This is a genomic window from Paenibacillus sp. IHBB 3054 (assembly GCF_051594305.1).
In the GTDB taxonomy this organism is placed as follows: Bacteria; Bacillota; Bacilli; order Paenibacillales; family Paenibacillaceae; genus Paenibacillus_AQ.
This window is the reverse complement of record NZ_JBOFBG010000019.1, coordinates 102,581-125,492: the sequence shown is the minus strand read 5'-3', so window position 1 is coordinate 125,492 and position 22,912 is coordinate 102,581. Positions and strand designations below refer to the sequence as shown.

The 22,912-nt window shown below is 50.6% G+C and carries 20 protein-coding genes; 12 read left to right on the top strand and 8 right to left on the bottom strand.

All coding sequences use genetic code 11. The features are described from left to right. Positions 1-32: 32 nt before the first annotated feature. The 3 genes from ACQ76X_RS20530 to ACQ76X_RS20520 are packed head-to-tail and all read right to left on the bottom strand — an operon-like array spanning position 33 to position 3,175. A complete protein-coding gene (locus ACQ76X_RS20530) occupies positions 33-2,357 on the bottom strand; it encodes a hypothetical protein (protein WP_438495679.1) in 2,325 nt (774 codons plus the stop codon). Next, on the bottom strand, positions 2,347-2,685 hold the full coding sequence (locus ACQ76X_RS20525) for a hypothetical protein (RefSeq protein WP_438495678.1): 339 nt from the start codon (positions 2,683-2,685) through the stop codon (positions 2,347-2,349). Before ACQ76X_RS20525 ends, ACQ76X_RS20530 begins: the two co-directional genes overlap by 11 nt. Further along, positions 2,669-3,175 carry an RNA polymerase sigma factor gene (locus tag ACQ76X_RS20520; protein ID WP_438495677.1) on the bottom strand — a complete coding sequence of 169 codons (507 nt, stop codon included), beginning with the start codon at positions 3,173-3,175 and terminating at the stop codon, positions 2,669-2,671. Before ACQ76X_RS20520 ends, ACQ76X_RS20525 begins: the two co-directional genes overlap by 17 nt. A 328-nt stretch (positions 3,176-3,503) precedes the next feature. On the opposite strand from ACQ76X_RS20520, the gene ACQ76X_RS20515 reads away from it, so the two are divergent. From ACQ76X_RS20515 to ACQ76X_RS20495, 5 genes are all read left to right on the top strand, one after another. Further along, positions 3,504-10,112: a chitobiase/beta-hexosaminidase C-terminal domain-containing protein gene (locus tag ACQ76X_RS20515; protein WP_438495676.1), complete on the top strand. Its 6,609-nt coding sequence runs from the start codon at positions 3,504-3,506 to the stop codon at positions 10,110-10,112. Between the two features lie 160 nt (positions 10,113-10,272). Continuing rightward, a complete protein-coding gene (locus tag ACQ76X_RS20510) occupies positions 10,273-10,950 on the top strand; it encodes a YjgB family protein (RefSeq protein ID WP_438495675.1) in 678 nt (225 codons plus the stop codon). A gap of 171 nt (positions 10,951-11,121) precedes the next feature. Then, positions 11,122-12,273 carry a winged helix-turn-helix domain-containing protein gene (locus tag ACQ76X_RS20505; RefSeq protein WP_438495674.1) on the top strand — a complete coding sequence of 384 codons (1,152 nt, stop codon included), beginning with the start codon at positions 11,122-11,124 and terminating at the stop codon, positions 12,271-12,273. Positions 12,274-12,356: 83 nt separating this feature from the next. Then, a complete protein-coding gene (locus tag ACQ76X_RS20500) occupies positions 12,357-13,631 on the top strand; it encodes an MFS transporter (protein WP_438495673.1) in 1,275 nt (424 codons plus the stop codon). 665 nt (positions 13,632-14,296) lie between these two features. Continuing rightward, positions 14,297-14,866: a histidine phosphatase family protein gene (locus tag ACQ76X_RS20495; protein ID WP_438495672.1), complete on the top strand. Its 570-nt coding sequence runs from the start codon at positions 14,297-14,299 to the stop codon at positions 14,864-14,866. 61 nt (positions 14,867-14,927) lie between these two features. On the opposite strand, the gene ACQ76X_RS20490 is transcribed toward ACQ76X_RS20495, so the two are convergent. Both ACQ76X_RS20490 and ACQ76X_RS20485 read right to left on the bottom strand, forming a co-directional pair. After that, positions 14,928-15,707 (bottom strand): TatD family hydrolase, encoded by a 780-nt coding sequence (locus ACQ76X_RS20490; protein WP_438495671.1) that lies wholly within the window; start codon positions 15,705-15,707, stop codon positions 14,928-14,930. Positions 15,708-15,760: 53 nt separating this feature from the next. Next, entirely contained in the window at positions 15,761-16,894 is a 1,134-nt protein-coding gene (locus tag ACQ76X_RS20485) for a stalk domain-containing protein (RefSeq protein WP_438495670.1), read from the bottom strand. Between the two features lie 270 nt (positions 16,895-17,164). Here ACQ76X_RS20485 and ACQ76X_RS20480 point away from each other — a divergent pair, with 270 nt between their 5' ends. Next, positions 17,165-17,581, top strand: coding sequence for a MarR family winged helix-turn-helix transcriptional regulator (locus ACQ76X_RS20480; protein ID WP_438495669.1), 417 nt, complete (start codon positions 17,165-17,167; stop codon positions 17,579-17,581). A gap of 228 nt (positions 17,582-17,809) precedes the next feature. After that, on the top strand, positions 17,810-17,971 hold the full coding sequence (locus ACQ76X_RS20475) for an aspartyl-phosphate phosphatase Spo0E family protein (RefSeq protein ID WP_081965701.1): 162 nt from the start codon (positions 17,810-17,812) through the stop codon (positions 17,969-17,971). A gap of 36 nt (positions 17,972-18,007) precedes the next feature. Here the strand turns inward: ACQ76X_RS20475 and ACQ76X_RS20470 are convergent, their stop codons facing one another. Continuing rightward, positions 18,008-18,295, bottom strand: a complete 288-nt coding sequence (locus tag ACQ76X_RS20470; protein WP_438495668.1) for a hypothetical protein — start codon at positions 18,293-18,295, stop codon at positions 18,008-18,010. A 171-nt stretch (positions 18,296-18,466) separates the two neighbouring features. On the opposite strand from ACQ76X_RS20470, the gene ACQ76X_RS20465 reads away from it, so the two are divergent. The 5 genes from ACQ76X_RS20465 to ACQ76X_RS20445 are packed head-to-tail and all read left to right on the top strand — an operon-like array spanning position 18,467 to position 21,514. After that, positions 18,467-18,850, top strand: a complete 384-nt coding sequence (locus ACQ76X_RS20465) for a sigma-70 family RNA polymerase sigma factor (RefSeq protein WP_438495667.1) — start codon at positions 18,467-18,469, stop codon at positions 18,848-18,850. Continuing rightward, the gene (locus tag ACQ76X_RS20460) at positions 18,817-19,032 is read left to right on the top strand and encodes a sigma-70 family RNA polymerase sigma factor (RefSeq protein ID WP_438495666.1); all 216 of its coding nucleotides are present in this window, start codon (positions 18,817-18,819) and stop codon (positions 19,030-19,032) included. Before ACQ76X_RS20465 ends, ACQ76X_RS20460 begins: the two co-directional genes overlap by 34 nt. Next, positions 19,029-19,997, top strand: a complete 969-nt coding sequence (locus ACQ76X_RS20455) for a DUF4367 domain-containing protein (protein ID WP_438495665.1) — start codon at positions 19,029-19,031, stop codon at positions 19,995-19,997. Before ACQ76X_RS20460 ends, ACQ76X_RS20455 begins: the two co-directional genes overlap by 4 nt. 37 nt (positions 19,998-20,034) lie before the next feature. Beyond that, a complete protein-coding gene (locus ACQ76X_RS20450; protein WP_438495664.1) occupies positions 20,035-21,012 on the top strand; it encodes a helix-turn-helix domain-containing protein in 978 nt (325 codons plus the stop codon). 37 nt (positions 21,013-21,049) lie between these two features. Next, positions 21,050-21,514, top strand: coding sequence for a GNAT family N-acetyltransferase (locus ACQ76X_RS20445; RefSeq protein ID WP_438495663.1), 465 nt, complete (start codon positions 21,050-21,052; stop codon positions 21,512-21,514). Between the two features lie 114 nt (positions 21,515-21,628). Here the strand turns inward: ACQ76X_RS20445 and ACQ76X_RS20440 are convergent, their stop codons facing one another. Next, complete coding sequence (locus ACQ76X_RS20440) at positions 21,629-22,297, bottom strand: hypothetical protein (RefSeq protein ID WP_438495662.1); 669 nt, start codon at positions 22,295-22,297, stop codon at positions 21,629-21,631. Between the two features lie 140 nt (positions 22,298-22,437). Further along, positions 22,438-22,857 (bottom strand): MarR family winged helix-turn-helix transcriptional regulator, encoded by a 420-nt coding sequence (locus ACQ76X_RS20435; protein ID WP_438495661.1) that lies wholly within the window; start codon positions 22,855-22,857, stop codon positions 22,438-22,440. Positions 22,858-22,912: the final 55 nt, after the last annotated feature.

The window sequence follows — 22,912 nt, the reverse complement described above, 5'->3', positions numbered from 1 at the left end:
TATCCCTTTACTTGTCTCCGGAAAAAGTGCCCTTAACTAACTTCAAGTACAGCCTTCATGAAGTTTTTCAGTGCTGAAGGCTCCCCCTCCTTGGTCCATTGTTGCAATGCCTCCGATTCCCCTGCGGCATAAGAAGCAAGCTTCTCTTGCAGCAGGTTGTCAAAAACCTCCGGCTGCTTTTCCCGCTCAGACTGAAGCTTCAAGATCAGCAGAGGCCAGCGGTATCCGCTTGTTCGATATCCGTGCTCAGGATAACGTTTCGCCAGCTCCAGCACGGAGGTGAGCGGCTGGCCGGCGGCTAGTTCCGCCGCCAGATAGCTGCCGATAAAGCGGTGGCTGAGGTCTTCCTCCAGCGCAACGGCAAACTGCTTGCGGGCCTCTGCCAATTGCCCCTGAAATATAAGTGCGGTGGCATGGATGGCCATCTCATAAGAGCTTGGTTTTTCCTGAATAAGCTCATTATACATGGAGTAATATTTGTTATAGTTCACCCAGTCGGCGTGGTCAAAGTAGTGATCTACAAGTGAAAAGGTAAAATTGGCATCCGGACGCAGCTGAACGAGCTGGATTAACAAGGGGATTGTCGCATCCTCCGCTTGTTTATCTTTTGCATAGGAGGCTTTGGCTCTCAGGAGATGAGTCAGCATTTTCAGGGCATGGGCATCCTGCGGATTTGCGGCGTAGTCACGGCGATAGGCCTGCAGTGCCTGTTCGGGCTTCTTGTCCTTAACAAGCTTGTCTGCGGCAGTAAGTGTACGCGACTTGTAATAGAAGAAAGGCAGATTGCCCACGGTATCATCGTTCAGCCGATAGCCGTTGCTGCGGGTAAGCAGCTTGCCTTGCTCATCAAAAGCATCGATGGTCCACGAGAACCGGCCTTCAGGGTCTGCGAACCCAAGCAGGGAGGATGGTTGAATAGTTTTCCAGTCATCTGCCCCGCCGCTGATGGAGAAGCCGCCGGCATCGTATAACTCTTCCGCCGGGATGGATACCTTGTTGTCCTTAATGTTCTGCCGAACTATGGTAGTGAATGAGCCGTCTTCTATATTAACGGTGCCGCTCAGGTTGTAATATGCCGCAGTTTTGACCGGCTCCCATTCAAATTTAACGGAGGAACCGGTAACCACTTGTGAATTGACAGGAGATTTCAGTTCAAGCAGCGGCTGCAGAACGATATTTTCGGTTAAGTCGTCCCCCGGCTTGATTTCAATCCAGTCATCAGACTGTATAGGCCAGGCCCAACCGTCGATCTGGGCAAAGCTGACGCCGATCTGAAGCTGATAGAAGCCGGGAATGACCCCGCTGAATTGATAATGTCCGCTCTCATCGGTAACGATTTGATAGGGTTCGGTATTGCCCATAACACTATGATGGACCTCACTTTCTGCACGGAGAAAGATGCCGGCCCGCGAAACCGGGGTTCCATCGCTTTTGGTGAGTGTACCCTGTAGGGTCGCCGGTGTATGGATACCCATATCTACAGCAGATTGCAGTGCCGTCCGAAGGGCAATAAGTCTGATGTCGCTGTCAGTAGTTTCCTGCTCGAAGGCTTCAGCGCTGCTGCCATTGCCGCTTTCCCCTGAATGGATTGACTGTAGTTCGTCCCCGCCATATTCCTTTTTCAGTTCTTTCCATCCCACCCGGTAGCGTTCCAGCGCGGTTGTAATCAGAGTTAATGCCTCACGGCTTTTCCCTTGGGCAAAAAGCAGCCGTCCGCCAAGCCAGGCCGTACGGGCATCCATTTCCAGATCGTTGTTCTGGACAGGGGAATCCGCTTGTTTCAGCAGGGCTTCCGCCGCTGTAAAATTACCGCTGTTCAGTGCCCGTTCTGCCCGGATCAGCGTCAGTTCCTTTGCCAAGGAAGAGGGGCTGCTAATCCGCTCCACCGCAGCTGCCAGTGCCTGGTCAGCCTCATCATCCATTGTGCCAATCACGTCGTACTCATAGAGCAGCTGCTTGACCGCATTCAGCATAGAATAGTCAGCAGGGCCTTGCATAATATACTCCTGCAGGAATTTGATCCTGTCTCCGGGCAGCAGAGGGGAATGAGTTTCTTCATTTTCACTTTGTGATGACTGAGTCATCGAAGCTCCGATATACACATTGAAGCTGTACGAAGTATCTAGATTGCCGGGTTCAATGATCTTTGTGCGGATCAGCTCCATCCGTTTGCTGCCGGTGCTGCCACTTAGAGTATTGAGAAGTTTTATTCGATCATCCTTGGCTGTGGAAGCCGTTAAGGCGGGGTTTCCTGTTCCGGATCGTGAGAAAGGCAGTACAACAGCTACTATAGCCAACAGGGAGAGGGGCAGCAGCACGAACAGCACCAGGTGTTTGACCTTTAATCTAATTTTCATACCGTTTCACCGCCCGCTCATAGATGTCTTTCCAGTACATATTGCCTCCGGCTTTGATTAATTCACGTTGTCCCGGCTGCTGAACTGCTTGCTGGGTTTCAGTACCGGTATGCGGTGAATATAACAGCAGTGCTCCTGTTACGAGGATTGCCGTGCATGCGCCAACAGCTTTGAGCGGAATTTCCAGCTCCTTGTTCCACAGTGCCAGCAGACGGGCCCGGCCCGTAGGAGGGTGGGTTTGCCGCAGTACCTGTTCATGACCTGTGAAAGTGACGGGACGGAGCTCCTCATCAAGCCACTGTTTGATTTGTTCACGATCCGTATTCATAGGAAATGCCCTCCTTCTCCAAAGTCTGCTTAAGCAGCATACGGCCTCTGGCCAGACGGGATTTAACCGTATTCTCCGCTGTATTCAGCTCCGCGGCTATTTCGCGGATGCTCATTTCATGGAAATAGTACAAGGTCAGACTTTCACGATAGATGTAATCCAGGCTTCGGACGGCTTCAACCAACCGCACATGATGCCATTCCACCATAAAATGTTCTTCCGCTCCAGCGGAGGCACCGGACTCTTCCATCCATTGTCCGCTCTCTGCCGCAGGAAAAATGCTCCGCCAGCTCCACGTCCGCTGCTTCATCCGGCAGCGGTTGACAACAATGGAAACCAGCCAGGCCTTTAACCGCTGCGGATCCTGAAGCTGGGCCATTTTGGCGTAAGCCTGAATGAAGGTATCCTGCACGGCTTCTTCGGCAGATTGCTGGTCTTTAAGCAGCAGGCAGGCGGTTCTGAGCAGCATATCACCATAAAGCTCCATCAACAGGCGGAGAGCCGACTCATCCCTAGCAATAATTCTTTCTATAATATCCAGATGAAGCTCCCCTCCCTTTACTATTAAGATGCGTGCTGGTGGGTTATGGTTGCGTAAGCAGGCGATTTTTTCCTGAGATGCTAAATAAGAGTTGAATAGTAGATCGAAATAACTCAAAAGTAACTATGCGGAGTTGTCCAAATAGCTGCTTTTTTATTTATTTTTTTAAATGATTAATTTTTAGAGGATTTAGGCGTAGGATGTCGAATTATGGGATATTAAGTTTGTTCACAAAATTGTCAGTTTCATAGACGAGATCACATAATGGAGGCAGCTAATGATGAAAAGAGGTTTAAGTTATTTTTCTGTTGGAACGATATTGCTTGGAGTTCTAACGCTGTTCATGTTTCACCCGCAGGCTGTAATTGCTGCTAATCCGGCACCGGATTCTTTTACGCTGAAAAGCTACGACAATTTACCATCCAGTGCAATGTCGGATCTTGCCTATGGCAATAATACGTATATCGCAGTAGGTTACTACGGGGCGATTATTAAATCTGCGGATGCAGAGACCTGGGTGAACGTAAAAACAAAAGCAGACATCACCTACACTGGAGTGGCAGATCCGAGCTCATTCACTTTTAACGGGGTAGCCTATGGAAACGGATTATTCGTCGTAGGCGGGAGCGCGGGAGTCATTCTGACCTCACCCGACGGCACAACATGGACGCAGCGCACCTCCAATGTGAGCAAGGGGATAGGGAATGTTGAATTTCTTCAATTTAACGGGAACAGTGCATTCTACGCCACAACAGAGGGGAAATATTTAACGTCGGCAGACGGAATTACTTGGACCTCAGTCGTCCCTACTGGCCTTGCTTCTAGCGATTATGTAACGAGAATAACGGTAGGAAATAATGGATCCAGACTGGCTATTGGCGCCGGGAACGGGAAAATATATTCCACTACAAATGGCACAACCTGGACTGTAGCACAGCCGTCAGGCCCTTCAGGACCATCCATTGGTACAAACATGATTACCTGGATGAAGGACCGCTATTATATTTCAGATCCTTTGGCATATATTTGGACCTCTACAGACCTCTCAACTTTCACTTTGCTCGGTGCCCCCTTTAAGCAGAATTCCTCTCAATATAATAATCAGATGTTTAATGGATTTTATGATGGAACGAAATATTACTTGTTCGGCTATGAAGCTCCTAATTATGGAGCGGTGTATACTTCGACGAACGGAACCACATGGACGATGCAGCCGTTTAAGAATTATTTTGTGACTCAGAGCTCGATGTTCGTGAACGGGAAGTATTTCCGTCTAGGAAATGAAGGAATGATGGTATCCCCTAACGGCTCGGATTGGAGCTATAAATGGGGGGGAGCTTTTTATGAAGTTATCCATGACGGATCCCAATATGTCGCTGTTGGCAAAGAAGGTGGAGATGGGGCCATATGGACTTCGGGTGATTTGACCTCCTGGAGTAAAGCCGCTTTATCCTCAAGAACAGGAGCCTTTACGGCCGCAGCGTACGGCAATAACAAATACGTGGCGATCGGCGACGTGAGTCAAACGACAACAGCGCTGGCCACCTCAACCGATGGTTCAGTGTGGACTGTACGAAACAGTATAAACGATTCCACATCTTTGACAGATATCGCCTTTGGCAACGGGAAATTTGTTGCAGTTGGGGCAGGCTCCGGTTCGGTGCCCAAAATAAAAACGTCGGTTGACGGGGTGGTCTGGAATGAGCCCGTGCTGCCTGTGCAATCCATTGATGCCCTATATACCGTCACCTATGATAATAATCAATTTATTGCTTTAGGCTATGGCTATGACAGCAGCGGCAATGTAGACCAGGCAAGTATCTGGACCTCAACGGATGGGGACACCTGGGTAAATCACTCCGGTGCTTATCCTAATCACACAGAAGCTTTTAATAATATTGTTTATGATGGAAGTAAATATGTCCTGGCCGGGTATAATTCAACAACCTATGAAGTATTCTCCCGCACAAGTGATGATCTCTCGGCATGGAGCGCCCCAACTTTAACTGGTACTTATAGTTTCTACGGGGCTTCTACGATGATGGGACAAAAGGGAAACAATATTTATATGGTAGCAATCGACAGCAACAATGTTCCGGGGATTTACTACACAGGAGACCAGGGCTCTACCTGGCAGGATGCTGGAGTTGATTTGTCGGACATTGATATCAATGCGATTTATGCACTGATGGAGCTGAATGGTGGAATTGTTATCTCCGGAAATTCGCAATTAGTGATGTCGGCAAGCGGATCCCTAGCGCAAGTGGATGCGCCAACAGCGAATCCAACCGGAGCCGGAGGCGCAGTGGCGTCGGGTACGGAGATCACGTTGAGCAGCGCCACCAGCGGAGCGGTGATCTACTATACGACGGATGGTACAACGCCAACCAACAGCAGCACGCTCTACAATGGAGCAATTACACTAACGAGCGCGACGACGATTAAGGCCATCGCGGTGAAACCGGGGATGACAGACAGCACGGTGCTGAGCGAGAGCTACACGATTATGGCGCAGGTTGCAGCGCCGACAGCAAATCCAGCCGGAGGCGAGGTAGCGTCCGGCACGGCGGTGACGCTGAGCAGCGCAACCAGCGGCGCGTTGATCTACTACACAACGGATGGCACAACGCCAACCATCAGCAGTACGCTGTACAGCGGAGCGATCACCCTGACGGGCGCGAAGACGATTAAAGCGATCGCGGTGAAACCGGGGATGACGGATAGCTCGGTGCTGAGCGAGAGCTACACCATTATGGCGCAGGTTGCAGCGCCGACAGCAAATCCAGCCGGAGGCGAGGTTGCGTCGGGCACGGCGTTGACACTGAGCAGCGCCACCAGCGGCGCAGTGATCTACTATACGACGGATGGCACAACGCCAACCAGCAGCAGTACGCTATACAGCGGAGCGATCACCCTGACTAGCGCGACGACGATTAAGGCCATCGCGGTGAAACCGGGGATGACGGATAGCTCGGTGCTGAGCGAGAGCTACACGATTATGGCGCAGGTAGACGCGCCAACAGCCAGCCCAGCCGGAGGCGAGGTAGCGTCTGGAACAGCGGTGACGCTGAGCAGCGCAACTAGCGGAGCGGTGATCTACTATACGACGGATGGCACAACGCCAACCAGCAGCAGTACGCTCTACAATGGAGCGATCACCCTGACGAGCGCGAAGACGATTAAGGCCATCGCGGTGAAACCGGGGATGACAGACAGCACGGTGCTGAGTGAGAGCTATACCATTATGGCGCAGGTTGCAGTGCCAACAGCAAATCCCGCCGGAGGCGAGGTAGCGTCGGGCACAGAGGTAACGCTGAGCAGCGCAACCAGCGGAGCGGTGATCTACTACACGACGGATGGCACAACGCCAACCATCAGCAGTACTCTCTACAATGGAGCGATCACCTTGACGAGTGCGAAGACGATTAAGGCCATCGCGGTGAAACCGGGGATGACGGATAGCTCGGTGCTGAGCGAGAGCTACACCATTACGGCGCAGCAGGTTGCAGCGCCAACAGCCAACCCAGCCGGAGGCGAGGTAGCGTCGGGCACGGAGGTGACGCTGAGCAGCGTCACCAGCGGAGCACTGATCTACTTCACGACGGATGGCACAACGCCAACCAACAGCAGTACGCTCTACAGCGGAGCGATTACGCTTACGGGCGCGACGACGATTAAAGCGATCGCGGCGAAACCGGGGATGACAGACAGCACCGTGTTGAGCGAGAGCTACACCATTACGGCGCAGCAGGTTGCAGCGCCAACAGCGAATCCAGCCGGAGGCGAGGTAGCGTCGGGCACGGAGGTAACGCTGAGCAGCGCCACTAGCGGCGCGCTGATTTACTACACGACGGATGGCACAACGCCGACCAACAGTAGTACGCTCTATAATGGAGCGATCACCCTGACGAGCGCGAAGACGATTAAAGCCATCGCGGTGAAACCGGGGATGACGGATAGCTCGGTGCTGAGCGAGAGCTATACCATTACGGCGCAGCAGGTTGCAGCGCCGACAGCAAATCCAGCCGGAGGCGAGGTAGCGTCCGGCACGGAGGTGACGCTGAGCAGCGCCACCAGCGGCGCGGTGATCTACTATACGACGGATGGCACAACGCCAAGCAGCAGCAGTACGCTCTACAATGGAGCGATCACGCTGACGAGCGCGAAGACGATTAAAGCGATCGCGGTGAAACCGGGGATGACGGACAGCACGGTGCTGAGCGAGAGCTACATGATCATGGCGCAGGTTGCAGCGCCAACAGCAAATCCAGCCGGAGGCGAGGTAGCGTCGGGCACGGAGGTGACGCTGAGCAGCGCTACTAGCGGAGCGGTGATCTACTATACGACGGACGGCACAATGCCAACCACCAGCAGTACTCTCTACAATGGAGCGATTACGCTAACGAGCGCGAAGACAATTAAAGCGATCGCGGTGAAACCAGGGATGACGGATAGCTCGGTGCTGAGCGAGAGCTATACCATTACGGCGCAGCAGGTTGCAGCGCCAACAGCCAACCCAGCCGGAGGCGAGGTAGCGTCGGGCACGGAGGTAACGCTGAGCAGCACCACCAGCGGCGCGGTGATCTACTATACGACGGATGGCACAACGCCAACCAGCAGCAGTACGCTCTATAGTGGAGCGATTACGCTAACGAGCGCGAAGACGATTAAGGCCATCGCGGTGAAACCGGGGATGACAGACAGCACCGTGTTGAGCGAGAGCTACACGATTTCAACAGCCAATAACAGTTCAATTAGTCCGAAGACTGCAAGCTTCGACAAGAATACGGGCAAACAGGCGGATGTTGTAATAACGGTGATGCTGAATGGCAATAATCTCACCAGCATCTCAAACGGTGTAGCATATCTTGCCGCAGGAAGTGATTACACCGTGTCAGGCAACATAGTAACCCTCCAGAAGGATTACTTGGCTACGCTGGCAGAAGGCACGACGAGCTTAACGTTCAACTTTACAGCGGGCGCAGTGCAGACGCTTGTTATTACAGTAACTGACACGTCGGTGCCTATCCCGGGAGTGCCGTTCCTGCAATCTGCTTTTGCCGGTAATGGCGAGATTAACCTGATCTGGAGTCCGGTTACGGGTTCAACAGGGTACAAGATATTCCAGAGACTTTCTTCCTCTGAATATGGCAATGAAATAGCTACAGTCAGCGGTTCGGTATACAGCTATAAGGCGACAGGATTGAATAATGGAACAGCCTATTATTTTGTGGTCAAAGCAGCCAATGAAGTAGGGGATAGCGCGGCTTCGAACGAATTGAACGCTACTCCAAAAACGGTCCCTGGCGCGCCGACGGATATAACCGCAGTAGCCGGAAATGGACAAGCGGTGGTAAGCTTTACGGCCCCGGCAGAGACCGGAGGCAGTACAATTACCGGTTATGAGGTTACGGCTTCGCCGGGCAACATTGTGGGGGTTGGAACAACGGGTCCCATTACAATTACAGGACTGACAAACGGCACGGCCTATACTTTTACGGTAAAAGCGATTAACGGCGCAGGCAGCAGTGCCTCATCCGCTCTATCGAACGAAGTTACGCCAATCGCGCCATCCGCGCCATCTGGTGGAGGAGAGAATGAGACCCCGCCTGTAATCACGACTCCAGTGACAAACGACGGTGTTGATGTTTTTGTTAATGGCAAGGTGGAAAGAGCAGGAACAGCAACAACCTCCATCGTGAACGGGCAGAGTGTTACAACTGTCGTAATTGATCAGAAGAAGCTGGAAGAAAGGCTGGCAGCCGAAGGCCAAGGAGCTCTGATAACGATTCCGGTGATCAGCAGTTCTAATATTGTCATAGGCGAGTTAAGCGGCCAAATGATCAAGAGCATGGAACAAAAGCAGGCGGTGCTTGAGTTTAAAAGCGGAAATGCCACTTACACGCTTCCTGCGGCGCAAATCAACATTGAGTCTATTTCAACACAGCTTGGAGCGTCAGTTGCCCTTGAAGATATCAAAATTCAAATTGAGATCGCTAAGCCGACAGCGGATACGCTGAGAATAGTGGAGAATTCGGCGGCTGCAGGGGAGTTTACGCTTGCTGCTCCACCACTTAATTTTGTAATCCGGGCTCAATACGGGGATACCACAGTTGAACTAACGAAGTTCAACGCTTATGTAGAGCGGATGATTGCTCTTCCGGATGGTGTGGACCCGAACAGAATTACAACCGGGGTTGTGGTTGAGCCGGACGGATCGGTGAGACATGTGCCGACAAAAGTGGCTAAGATTGATCAACAATATTTTGCTATCGTCAATAGTTTGACCAACAGCACCTACTCGATTATCTGGCATCCGCTGGAATTCAAGGATATGGACGGTCATTGGGCAAAAGATATCGTCAACAACATGGGCTCACGCATGATTATTGACGGCGTTGGGAACGGAGCGTTTAATCCTGCTGCAGAGATTACGCGGGCCGAATTCGCCGCAATCGTTGTACGGGGGTTAGGTTTGAAACTGGAGAATGGCGCAGGTGCTTTCTCGGATGTGAAGGCTTCGGATTGGTACAGCAGTTCAGTACAGACAGCGTATGCCTACAAACTAATCAACGGGTTTGAAGACGGCAACTTCCGTCCGCTGGACAAGATTACCCGTGAACAAGCAATGACGATGATTGCAAAAGCAATGCAAATCACCGCGTTGAAAGATAAGCTCCAGAGTAAAGAGGCTTCTGAGCTGCTGAGTTCCTTTACGGATGCAGGCAGCGTTTCGAAATGGGCAGTGAGCAGTGCTGCAGATAGTGTTGCCGCCGGAATTGTTTCCGGTAGAACTTCCACACGTTTGGATCCGCAGGCATCTATCACAAGAGCCGAAGTTGCCGCAATGATTCAGCGGTTGCTGCAACAGTCGGAATTAATCTAGACAATCGGATAAAAGTTTCAGAACTGCGCCACTTGGCTGCTAAGGCAGCTAAGTGGCGTTTTTTCTTGTGCCTAAAGTTGTCTTAGTACTCTGGTAGTTCCTGCAACCTTTCCCTATTTCCCTCCGTCAGTACTAGCAGTTCAGTCAAGGAGATGACAAGATGACAACAACATTTAGAGCAATAGCCGGCATCTTTATATTGGCAGGGGTGATCGGGCTCACGGCTTGTGATTCTTCTGATCAACAGGCGGCGGCCTCTGCATCGCCGACAACGGCGGCTGGTACGGATGTACCGGCAACTTCACAACCGGAAGCGAGCGCTTCATCTGCTCCAACCGAGGAGCCGGCAGCGGCAGCTTCACCAAGCTCTGGAGCTGGAGGGTCTTCTGCCGCAGCTCCGCAGGATAGCAGCAAGCAGCTGGAAGAACTGCTCCAGCTTGCCAAGCAGGGTAAAGTGCCGGGTGTAGAATATGCTGCGCACAGCGGATTAATAGATGAGGTCGAAGCAGTATGGGGAGAGCCGGACACGAAGGATTCGGCCGGCAAAGGGATGTATTCAGTCTACAGTGACAAACATGTCGTATTTGGCTTCAATAAAGGCAGCCGGATCTTCGATGTCCGCTCAAGCGCTGCTGAGCTGCAGAAGTTGACTCTGAAGCAGATTGAAGAAGTACTCGGCAAGCCGGACAGTACTGCGGTGAACGGCAGCGATAAGATCTACATTTACCAAGCCGGCAAGGAATACCAGCTCAAATTCATTATTCCGGAGTCCTCCGGCGCCGTGGATCATATCTCTGTATTTTCCGAACAGGATGCAGTTAACAATATGGCGGGATAATCTGCGGATAAGAGATACTGCTGCTGCAAAGCGCAATAGGTAGAGTGGAAAGAAGAGCAAACCTGCAGGAAGTTGCGGGTTTGCTCTTTTTGCCTTTTTCCCGCTGGAGCTGGGTGAAGGCTGGCTGTTATAATAAAGTGATAGATTCATCCGTGGAAAAGAGGTTCAGCTATGCATCTGGAATTAAACGGGAGCGAATATAAAGTGTCGGCTGAAGGAATGACGATCGAACTGCTGCCTAAGGAATTTGCGCTCCTGCAGTTTTTATACCATAACAGGGGGCGTACCTTCAGCCGGGAGCAGCTTCTGGATAAAGTATGGCCGCTGGAGTATCCGGTGGAACGGACAGTGGATGATCATATCTACCGGCTGCGCAAAAAGCTCCGCGGACTTAAAGGACTTGATATCAAGACGGTACGGGGCTTTGGTTATAGTCTGGCAGTGCCGGGTTTGGGCAGTGTGATGATTACACCGACCACGCATGATCCGGAGCTGCGCGATACGATGCGTGACGTGTTCGGCAAGTTTCATGTATACGGCCAGGGCAAATCGATGCTCACCCTCGCGCGTCAGCAGGACATACTCGGCTATGAGCTGGACCCGCATTATTCCATGGTTATTCACTTTGTGCAAGGGGATTTGGAGTGGCTGCTGTATACGAAAGAGGTGCCTTTGAAGGACCGGCTTTTTTACCTGCTGCTGTTCTACTTTTTCTCCGGCGACCCCAAGGCGAAGCTGGCGTACTGTGAGCAGGTGATCCGGAAAAAACTGCTGCCTCCGCCTGATCAGGTGGAATTGGAGATCCTCACAATTCTGGATTTGTTCACCTTGGCGGGGCAGCCGGAGAGGGCGCTGGAACGTCTGGAAAGGTCCTATCAAGTCATTGCTGAACCCGGTTATGAAAATTTCATTCCGGTTACGATGATTGTGGAGCTGTTTGTGCATCTGGTGGCGGGAACCGGAGATGCTGAGCTGGAACGGCTGGACGAGGCTATAGAGGGAGTATTGTTGGACAAGCCTTTTTTGCGGGAGATTGGCAGCTATAAAATAGTCAAAGGACTATGGCGTTTGCGCAACAAGCAGTGGCGTGAAGCAGAGAAACTGCTGGATGAAGGGCTGCAGGTGCTGGAAATGACCGGATTCGTTCCTCTGCCTCTTCATGCGTTGTACCGCATATATCACTTCTGCCGGATGTTCCCTCCTCCTCAAGCGTTGCAGCACAAATATGATAATCAATTTGCAGCCAAGCTTGAGGAATTGGGGTTCGACCGGCTCGCCCAGTCTTTGGAGGATGTGTTGCAGCAGATATTGAAAGCTCTCTGATAATTCTCTGACAATTCTCCGTTACAGTAGGATCATGAATTACACAATTCTAAGATTCTAAATGTGACCTGGAGGAATGACAGATGGAGGCTTCAACTAAGCAGGGAACCAGCCTGCTGCATAACAAAGTATACATGCGTGTATACAGCGCCTTCGCCACGGCAACCTTTGGCGATTGGTTCGATACACTGGCCATTCAAGTGCTTGTCGGCTACCGCTGGCAGGCCAGCCCGCTGATGCTGGCGCTGATTCCGGTAGCCATAGCGCTGCCGAGCGTATTGCTCGGCTCCGTGGCAGGGGTGGCCGCCGACCGGATGAACAAGCTGAAGCTGATGCGGTTATGCGATCTGCTCACCGCGGTTCTGACCGTGCTGGTATTATTTGCTCCCAGTATGGTCTGGCTGCTGCCTTTGCTGTCGCTGCGCGCAGCAGTTTCTACGTTAAATGTGCCTGCACAGCAGTCCATGACCCGGAGTATTGTCAGGGAGGACCAGCTGCTTCAGGCAACCTCGCTTAACGGCATTGTGAATCAAGGCTCCAAAATTGCCGGCCCGCTGCTGGGCGGATTAGCCTTGTCAGTGCTCACGCCGCAGTGGTGCATTTTATTGAATGCCATTTTTCGTGTCTGCTCCTATCTGCTGCTGCTTTCGGTAAGAAACATTCCTGCGGGAGAGGCAAATCCTGTTCCCGAGTCACCGGAAGAACGGGTTCCGCTTCGCACCATGTGGAAGGAAGGCTGGAGCTTTATGCTGCACAGCCGAGTGCTGCTGAATACGATGCTGTTCGGACTTACCGGGGCATTGGCGATCCAGATGGTTGATTTTCAATTTACCAGCTTGTTCCGGATGGTTTCGCCGACCAATGAATCCTTGCTGGGCTGGATGGTTGCCGCTTCCGGTGCGGGGGCTGTGCTCATCATCCTCGTCATGAACAAGCTGAAGCTGGGAACGGGGTATGGCTGGAGACTTGGAACTGGTTATGTGCTAATCGGCGTCTCAGTTCTCGGCCTGGGACTGCTCCAGCCCGGAGCTTCTGTAATCTGGGTGCTGCTGCTGGGATTCATACTGGGCATCGGGAACGGAATGTTTATTGTGGCCTTTAATTATTGCCTGCAGAAAGAAACGCCTCCACATATGACAGGCCGGGTATTCGGTATTCAGAGCACGATCCTCGGTGCCGTGATGATTGTTGCCCCGCTGCTGGGAGGTCTGCTGGTCGAACTTGCCGGTCCTGGTCAAATCTTCGTCAACTTCGGCATCGTCCAAGCTGTTCTGGGTCTGACCGGTATAGTGTTCGGACGTGTGCTCTGGCCAGTTGCAAAACGGGAGAGAGTAAGTTCTGTAGAACAGGTCAGCTAGTGTGCTGGATATTAGTGTGCTCGATATTAGTCTGCTGGATAGAAGTGTGCTGGATAGAAGTGGAAGTGGCTCTAAAGGGCGTGACAGCGTAGTTAAGCTGGTTCTGCGGACGAATTGGGTAGTAGGGCAGCAGTGCCCTAAAGTTATTTTAGTTGTGTTTTGGTAAGCTGGACCTCTCCCTTTGCCTCATTTGCCGGGTGGCAGATTTATAGTTGTACTTCGTACAGCTAAAGTGACTCCCCAGGGCCTGATTTTACTTTTAATTGTATTTCGTACAGCTAAAATTAGCTGATTGCCCGAAATTCGGTGGATAGCCGATTTCTAGCTGTACAGAATACAACTAACTCTCCCATATGTGCAAATATCCCTAATATAACTGTACAAAGTACACTTAGGGCTTCTCCTGTAGGGTTTCTCCTGTAGAGCTTCCCCCTGTAGAGATTCTCATATTCAACTTAAATATCCAACAAGCCCGCGTGGCTCTTTCGTAGTATTAGGTCAGCCAGAAACCTTTGGTTGGTCTATTTTTCTTGTTGAAGGAGGACATGGAATCCTCCCGGCGAAAGTGTTAGGAGAAGCGTATGCTTCAGCCGCAGGCTTGTAGGCAGTTACAGTTATTGTAAGAATTCAATGCCGGCAATACAATTTCAGGAGGATTATTTGAAATGAGTACTTTCATTTACATGGTACGGCACGGAGAGTCTCCCAAAACCGGAGGAGATGAGAGGGAACGCGGGTTATCTCCCAAAGGTGAAGCAGATGCCCGTCAGGTGACGGCAAGATTGCGGAGTGAAGGGATCCATGCATTTTACAGCAGTCCTTATGTCCGTGCGGTACAGACGATAGCACATTTAGCAGAAGAACTGGGTCAGGAGATTGTTCCCGATGAAGCGCTGAAAGAAAAAATCTGGATGGAAGGCAACCGCCCGTTGCCAGAAGACGAATTATATCCTTCGCTAAGAAAGATGTATGCAGACGCGGATTTTGCCTTACCGGGCGGAGAATCCAATAACGAATGCCAAGCACGGGCGGTCCAAGTCCTTAAGGGTATCCTGTGGAAGCACCCGGGAGAAAACATAGTCATTGGCACCCATGGTCTGGTGATGGCCTTAATGATGGGGTATTTCTCCGATGACTATGGACTGGAATTTCTGATGCAGACTACGAAGCCGGATATTTACCGGATGGAATTCACCGGTGAGAAATTGTCACGTGTAGAAAGAATCCCGCTGTAGGGCTAGCTCTGACTTGCCGGCAATTACACATCCTTCTTCTCCGGCGGCAGCGTGTCTCTATCTAGAAATCATAGAACCTCGCCGTATTCGCAGTCAGCATGGCCGCCGCCTGGGAGGCGGAATAACCATGTAGCGCCCCCCAGGCGGCTGCAACTTCACGGATCATGGCCGGATGGGTGGGCTTCCCGGCAAAAGGACCTTCGAACGGCCAAGGTCCATCTGTCTCCGCCATTACCAGCTTCGGCGGATAACGGAGGGCGAGGTCGCGGATCTCCGGTTCGTAGAGAATATCCGGGGTGAAGGAAATATGATATCCGCGTTCGATCATGCGGACAATAGCTTCTTCCGGGCCTTTGAACCAATGAAAGTGCGCACGGGTAATGCCGTGCTTCTCCAGAAGATCGCAAGCGGTCAGAGCATCCTCGTATACGGCATGCAGTACAACGGGCTTGTTCAGGCGGGTTGCAAGGCCAAGCAGGGTATCCAGCAGCCTGATATACGGCTCCATCTCAAAGGCTTCGCCCCGCTCCAGTGCTTCTGCCCGTGTATAGTAGGGCAATCCGATTTCACCTACGGCAGTCATTTCTCCGGCATGGCGTTCAATCCAGTCCAGCAGTGCGTAAAGCTCGGTTTCCTGAGGCAGCGGCTGCTCGGGATGGAAGCCATAGGCCGGTTTTACCTGGACTGGATATAATGCGGCGATTTTCTGCGTGCGGATGCAGGAATCCAGGTTCATCGAGACTGCGATCAGCGATTCGATGTCGAGTCCTGGCAGCTCAAGCAACATGGACTCCAGCTCCATGTCAGTATATTGCTCTAGATGGATATGGGCATCTATCATTGGTTTCTTGAACCTCCTTCTGTTGTCTCCGGCAGACTCTTGATTTTGTTCAATTACCCCTGCTTAGGCTCCATGTTCGGCTTAATGGCAGCATCCGGCTCAAATTTGATTGAACCCAGTTCCATTCCCTTCCCGCCTGCCTTGTACTCCAGCATGAGTGTTCCTATACTCTCTTGCATTCCGACCATTACACTGGTCTCTGCCTTCAGTTTGCCGCCCTCCACTTGGTAATAGGTAACAGCTCCGATTCCTGCCTCCTTGCCGAAATAATCCAAACCGTAATCCGTTGCACGGCCGGGAAGCCGCAGCGTTAGCTTGGACGGTGCCGTTCCTTTGACCTCAAGGCGGATCAGCACATCCTTCTGATCGATGGCCAGACTGGAGGTAACGGCAGCTGCAGCTGCCTTATCTGCTGCAGGGAGGGTTAGCTCTTTCCACAGTTCAGGCTTTACGACATGGACCTCCTGCGCAACAATTCCGGTTCCGGTACCCTGCGTAAGAATGACGATTGCTTCCGGCCTCCCGTCGTTATCGACATCGGCATAGTGAAGCTCGGGCGGAGAGTTGTAGATTCTTGGAGCCGACCAATTGAAGTTATGTTTCCGGCCATTCACTTCAAGTATGAATCCTTTATAAGTGTCGCCGTTCTTAAGCGCGGTGTATAGCTTGACCTTGGAGTTGTTCGCTGCAACAGCAAGAGGCTCCTTAGGAACCCGAACCGTCGTGCTGACACTTCCGGGCACAATGGATACTGTATTCCCTATGGTCTCAAACTTACTTTCAGCTCCGGTAAGATCATACAATGTATCAGCCGGGATATAGTTATGTCCGTCCTTCACGATGACGGGTCCTTCCTGCATTTCTTCATTGCTGCCGTCTGTTTGTGTATAGGTGATTTGCATGGCTGAGCTGCCGGGTGTAAGGACTGTATTGGAGCTGATATCGCTGAGGGTCAGTTGTTTACGGACATTGTCCCAGATCAATTGGCAGGGATAATATTCGAGCAAGACTCTTGCGGGTACATACAAGATTCCTCCGGAATAGAAGGGATGAAGTGGTGTGAGAGCAGGTTGTCCATCCACAGCAAGGAGTAAGGGGGATGCGGCGTAAGCAGTATCTATAGGAGACGCAGCCGTACATCCTGCAATAAACAGGGCGATCGCGGCAGCGCCGAATAATTTTTTCATAGGTTAACCTCCAAAGTATAAACGTTCCAGTCTATTTTATTATATAGTAAAACACCTGCTTTCAGATCACGATCTGTTAACAAAGCAACAACAAGGCTGTTACGAATGGGTCAGGTGCCAGCGGCCAACGTAGTGAAGGTACCCAGAATCACACCCTGATCGACAGGGATTCACCGGCTGGAAGCGGAATATTGAAGAAATCTACGCCGGGAAGTGCGGCTTTACGGGGAAAGGCTTGACACATATTTTGCTTAAAATTAACATGGGATTATGAATGAAAATAATGTACTCGCGGTCATTGGCCGCATTCACCGGCGTGGCAATAAGTTCATCGAACGGGAATTGAAAAAACACAATCTTCAAGGTATCGCCCCCTCGCACGGAGATATTCTATACCAGCTGTTTGTCCAGGAATACATAACGATGCATCAGTTGTCTTGCTACATTGATAAGGACAAATCTACAATTACAGCTTTGGTGGATAAACTGGTGCGCATGGAATACGTCCAGCGGGAGCAGGATCAAAGAGATGGGAGGATCTTTCGCTTGTCTCTTACGGCGAAAGGCCGGGAGCTTCAGCCGATATTTGAAGCCGTATCGGAGTCGCTGCTGGCAGCGGTCTATGAGGAATTCGCACCGGAAGAGAAGGAGCAGCTGCTCGGCTTATTAGAAAAGATTAAACTGTGAAGCATGGCTGGAACCGGACCGAGGCGGTACAAGAGTAAGTATTCTTGTACCGCCTCGGTCTGTTTACGGTAATTCCGTTTCCGCCTCTGAAATTTATATTTGTCGACTCTTTACCGCCGCCTAACGGGAACTAAACCGCAAGCGGCGTATTTTTATACGTTGATGCATTGTACAACTTCACCTATATTTTGACATAAACCTCTAGAATATTTACGGGAGGTAGTGCTAATGAACGAGATAGAAGTCATCCAGAAACAGATTGAAGTGGAGCGGGCCAGACTAAATCAGATGGAACAGCAGTTTGGCCTGCTGCACCCGAGTGTAATTAAACAATCTATGTTATTGGATGAGTTGATCAATAAATATACTAAATTAGATAATAATGTATAATTAATAGTTGTTGGAAAAGAAACGGTCCGCTGGGAACTACACAGTGCCCGTTTCTTTTTTGTGAAAAATCCCTGTAAGCAGAACGATCAATCCGGCCAGGAAAAAAAGTGGAAGCAGCAGCAGCAGCGCAATCCCTGCAAATCCATCATGTGCAACAAAGTCCGCATAGAGCAAAGAAATCATCCATGATGCCAAGGGAGAGACAGGCACCATGAGGGTGATCCCCCAAATGATTAATTTTCTCTTTCTGGATTTCCCGCTGCTTACACGATACGCTGCAACTAGAGTAGCTATTAACAGTAACGCTGCAAATACAATTACCATAATTTCAAATCCTCCATTTCAGCAAACCTATCATAGATTTGGTTAATTATACCATAAAATATTCATTCGTAATAATTTCCCAATCCTGTAATGAAACTGCGTGTACACGCGTATTAGCTGGAGTAAATTACTTGGCCAAGTGAAATTTTGCAGGAAGGGAGAGCTTAAGGGATGCAAGAGCGCGCATTGTTACAGCCTTTTATTCTAGAGAGAATGCAGGAAAATACGGAGACAGACCAGCAGTTTACAACGATTTTTGAAACCTACTATAAGCGGATATATAACTATATAGCTTACAGGGTCAGCTGCCGTTATACGGCTGAGGATCTGACGAGCCTGGTATTTGAGAAAACGTTGTCTAAGCTGGACAGCTTTTCCGGTGAGAAAGCGCCCTTTGAAGTGTGGCTGTTTGCCATCGCCAGAAATGTTGTGAACGATTATTACAGAAGCCGGAAGAGAACCCGTCTGTTCTCACTGGATACAGTTATGGAACTGGTGTCCGGCAAAAAAGCCCCGAGGATTTGCTGCTGGAGGAAGAACGAAATACGAGGCTGAATCATGCGCTGGACAAGCTGGCTGTCAAGGAGCGGAATGTCGTAGCGCTTAAATTCGGTGCCGATTTGAAAAATAAAGAGATCGCTCTGCTCACAGGGATTTCCGAGAGTAATGTAGGTGTGATTCTCTACCGAAGTATGAGAAAACTCAAATCTGAAATAGGGAGTGTGGATGAACTGTGAAAAACAAGGATACCGCGCAACGTTTTGCGATGGATATGGATAACGGTGTTCACAAAGCAGGCTCTGGTGAATGGAAGGGATCCGAAGAATACCGCGAGCTGCTTGAGCTTGGACAAGTGTTGGCCGAACATGATTTCAGCCGCAATACGGATCAGCAGGCAGTTTGGTCCAAGGTTAGAAGCCGGGCCGGCAAAGTGCAGGCCGGTTCCAGAAGGAGCTCTTCCCGCAGCTTCAAACGGCCGGTAATGATTGCGGCTTCGCTGCTTGTAGCATTTGCGGTAAGCGGAGCTGTGGTCAAGCCATCCTTTGCACAGGAGGTTCTGAGCCGGGTGCTTCAGACCATTAATCTGGGACATATCATCGCGAATGAGATGGATCCGGACCAGATCCCTGAAATTCCGGAAGAGATGAAAGGCAAGATTTATGATAAGGACGGCCATCCGGTAGTATCCTTTGCCCAGGAGATAGAGAGGGGGCAGATCTTTACGGCGGACGGCGAGCCGATTGTGGATTTTGTAGACGGCAAACCTGTCACACAGCAGGAGCAGGATGTGCTTGATAAGGAAAAAGCGGCTGGTATTTTCAGTGTCAAGACAGTTGCAGAGCTGAACCAATACACGGTTTTTGAAGTGAAGCTGCCGGAATATTTACCTGAAGGCATTGCTTTTGACCACGGAGAGCTGTACAAGGGAAAGGATGGGATCAGCAGGAAATATGCCGACTTGATCTTCACCAGTGAGAAGAAAGGCGTAAAGATCTGGATGCAGCAGTCTTATGCTGATCATGAAACAGCCTATGAGATGTCGACCGACGGCAAGATCGAGCAGGTGAAGGTGAACGGGATCGACGCAGTGTTAATGAATAGCAAAAGCTTGGATTGGGAAGCAGACGGCGTATTATACAGCTTGAGCACCAAAGGTTTAGACCGCGAAGAAATCATGCAGATTGCTGAATCAATCCGCTGAGCAGCGGAACAGGGGATCTCCTTAACGGGGGATCTTTTTGTTTAAATATAGAATTTATATGCTTCTCGCTATAAATGGACTTAGCAATAAATGTCCGGTAGTCCGTTTGCCGGGTGATTATAATGAAAGTAATCGTTGCAACGAGGATGTGAACGGCTTGGGGTATACGGAGTATATGCAGAAAGCAATTGATTACATTGAAGAGAATCTAAAAGGTCCGATTACGATTGAGGATTGTGCGCGCGTATCCGGATTCTCGAAATTTCATTTCCACAGGTTGTTTACTATTCATCTGGATATCACCTTAATGGAGTATATCCGCAGGAGACGGCTTTGCCATGCGATGAATGAACTGATTCGTGGAAGAAGGATTCTAGATATTGCCCTGGACTACGGATATAGCTCCGAGCGTGCGTTCAGCAGGGCATTTCTGCAGGAGTTCGGCCAAATTCCAAGCAGATGCCGGAGTGCTAACTACTCCATCCCTCCCAAACCGTTGTTAGAGGAAAGCTTAAACCACAGTACTGGAGGCATTCCAATGGGTTATTTAAGTGAGGTCAGAATTGACAGTCTCCACACGATGAATACCGCCAGCGGCGTAAGAATCAGCAAGGAGCCTGAGGCGGAGGTCATCACATTTATAAGTGAGTGGTCAGCGAAAACGGGAATCGGCGCCGGGACAAGAAGGTTTGGTTTTGATGTTCCTGTGTCTGAAGAACAGCAGCAGGAAGGCCTGCGGGGGTATGAATATTGGGTTGTACTCAATCAGGATATTCCGGCACTGGCTGAAGGCATAACGTGTAAGCATGTGGAGGGCTGCAGGTACGCAATATTACGGATTACGGAGCCCTTTGCCGATCCCTTTGAGCGTATACCCCTCGGCTGGAAGAAGCTCGCGGCTTGGGTGAACAGCAGGGGATACCAAGCAGCATGTGACAAAGAGCGTTACTGGCTAGAGGAAGTACAGGAGACCGGGGAATCTGTGGTGATGGATATCTATTTTCCCATTGAGTAATAAAAATAAGCTGAACAAGACAAAGGAGCCGGAAGATATGTTTAAAATTCAACTAGCCGATCTACAGGACGCCAAGACCTTAGCCGAAATACAGAAGAAAACCTTCAACGAGGACGCGCGGCAGTTCCAAAATAAAGAAGAAGACGGGCCACCGGGCTATGATTCCAGCGCCTGGCAGGCAGAGATGATGCAGAAGGGCCACTATTACAAGCTGCTTGCCGATGATGCCATTATTGGCGGAATGATCGTCTTTCCTGCTCCCGGCGGAGAGGAATGTCATCTTGGCCGGATTTATATGGATCCGCATTATCAGAATAAAGGCTACGGCCAGGAGGCCTTCCGCTTCCTGTTTGATACTTATCCCTCAGCACAGAAATGGACATTGGACACGCCCTCTTGGGCAGTCAGAAATCATTATCTCTATCAGAAGCTGGGGTTCATCCGGATCGGCGAGATTCAGGATGCCTCGAGCGGAGAAACCATAATTGAGTATGAAAGATGACCTCCAGGATTCAGGGTTTCACATACCGTAGGCAGCTTCGGAGGCATCGAGGAGGGTGAAGCCTTTACCGAGGAAGGCAGCTGTATTGGGTCGGGATCCATGCGGCTGCTCTGCTCATGATACAGGCCCTCCAGATCCGTTCGTATGCACAGCTCTGCCTACTTTCGATTTCGGGTCAACATGCAAACTTCCGCTGTAGCGGATTTCCTGAATATCGCAACCGGGTCCAACCCGGATCTGCTCCCCGCACACAAGCTCAGCTGTGGTGTGCTCCAGCTCAATGGCTGTCCCTTGAATCAAGCGGGCAGTGAATTTGCGGAACGGTCCCATCAGGCGCTTAAGCAGCAGAGATGAGCGCCTGACTATCAGGGTTCCGTCCGTTCTGATCTGATCCGCAGTACAGGAAGAACCGAGCAGAATCGTAATGGATTCCTTCGCGGTAAGGCTGTTCACTCGCACAGCGCCTTCCCCCAGAAAGGTCAGCGTATGGATTGCTTCCGATGCCGCAACATATCCGGAGGAACGGATATGTTCGGCTTGCAGGCTGTGTAAACGCAGGCTTCCGAAATTCTCTACCTTCGCAGCAAGACAGGCACCTGTTATAGAGCATTCTCCAGACACTTTCAGTCGTCCCGTCGTAACCCTGCCCAGCGCTTTCAAGTGACCGAATACATCTACGGAGGCAGAGGTGATATCCTCCCGGCGGATGAGAGACCCTCTTACTTTAAGCGGAGGATGATTCAACGCATCTGTTTCCGAAGTGTGTTTGTCCAGATGTATCATGAGTAGAGCCCCCTTTTGCCGGATGTTATTTTAATAATTATAATATATACATATAATAATATATAGTCAATAAAATAATGATCCATTCAAAAAGCACCGCCTTTCAGTAGCCTGAGGCGGTGCTTGCGCAGATAAGAGAGCTATTCAATAATTTCGTCCATCAGTATTTGAATTTTGGAGAGTGTATCCGCAATCTTGTCCAGCTCTGCGGTAGCGAAACGGTCAAACAGATCAAGAATCCGCCGTTCCCCTTGCTCCGTAAGTATGATATTGACCACTCTGCGGTCTTCCTTGGTACGTACCCGTTCAATTAGAGCCGCCTCTTCCAATCTATCGCACATGGAGGAGGCAGCTCCCGGCGTAATGACGAATCGTTCAGAGATATCGGTGATATTCAGCTTTCCCGTAAGCCGCAGTTGGAACAACAGCATAATTTGATTCTGGGTCAAGGATTCCTGCCTGTTAATTCTGTCAACGAAGGCCTGGGATTTATGCTGGACGGCTGCCATTCTATCCATCACCTGATGGATAGCTAATGTTTTCTCTTCTTCTGGGCTCATAGGCACGCTCCAATTTGTTATAGTTCTTAAAATATATAGAAGCTATAACTTTGTT

Coding starts and splice junctions, on each gene's coding strand:
- ACQ76X_RS20515 (WP_438495676.1), top strand. CDS start 3,504: ATGATGAAAAGAGGTTTAAGTTATTTTTCTGTTGGAACGATATTGCTT.
- ACQ76X_RS20525 (WP_438495678.1), bottom strand. CDS start 2,685: ATGAATACGGATCGTGAACAAATCAAACAGTGGCTTGATGAGGAGCTC.
- ACQ76X_RS20435 (WP_438495661.1), bottom strand. CDS start 22,857: ATGAGCCCAGAAGAAGAGAAAACATTAGCTATCCATCAGGTGATGGAT.
- ACQ76X_RS20465 (WP_438495667.1), top strand. CDS start 18,467: ATGCAAGAGCGCGCATTGTTACAGCCTTTTATTCTAGAGAGAATGCAG.
- ACQ76X_RS20510 (WP_438495675.1), top strand. CDS start 10,273: ATGACAACAACATTTAGAGCAATAGCCGGCATCTTTATATTGGCAGGG.
- ACQ76X_RS20530 (WP_438495679.1), bottom strand. CDS start 2,357: ATGAAAATTAGATTAAAGGTCAAACACCTGGTGCTGTTCGTGCTGCTG.
- ACQ76X_RS20475 (WP_081965701.1), top strand. CDS start 17,810: ATGAACGAGATAGAAGTCATCCAGAAACAGATTGAAGTGGAGCGGGCC.
- ACQ76X_RS20490 (WP_438495671.1), bottom strand. CDS start 15,707: ATGATAGATGCCCATATCCATCTAGAGCAATATACTGACATGGAGCTG.
- ACQ76X_RS20440 (WP_438495662.1), bottom strand. CDS start 22,297: ATGATACATCTGGACAAACACACTTCGGAAACAGATGCGTTGAATCAT.
- ACQ76X_RS20495 (WP_438495672.1), top strand. CDS start 14,297: ATGAGTACTTTCATTTACATGGTACGGCACGGAGAGTCTCCCAAAACC.
- ACQ76X_RS20485 (WP_438495670.1), bottom strand. CDS start 16,894: ATGAAAAAATTATTCGGCGCTGCCGCGATCGCCCTGTTTATTGCAGGA.
- ACQ76X_RS20505 (WP_438495674.1), top strand. CDS start 11,122: ATGCATCTGGAATTAAACGGGAGCGAATATAAAGTGTCGGCTGAAGGA.
- ACQ76X_RS20500 (WP_438495673.1), top strand. CDS start 12,357: ATGGAGGCTTCAACTAAGCAGGGAACCAGCCTGCTGCATAACAAAGTA.
- ACQ76X_RS20445 (WP_438495663.1), top strand. CDS start 21,050: ATGTTTAAAATTCAACTAGCCGATCTACAGGACGCCAAGACCTTAGCC.
- ACQ76X_RS20480 (WP_438495669.1), top strand. CDS start 17,165: ATGAATGAAAATAATGTACTCGCGGTCATTGGCCGCATTCACCGGCGT.
- ACQ76X_RS20470 (WP_438495668.1), bottom strand. CDS start 18,295: ATGGTAATTGTATTTGCAGCGTTACTGTTAATAGCTACTCTAGTTGCA.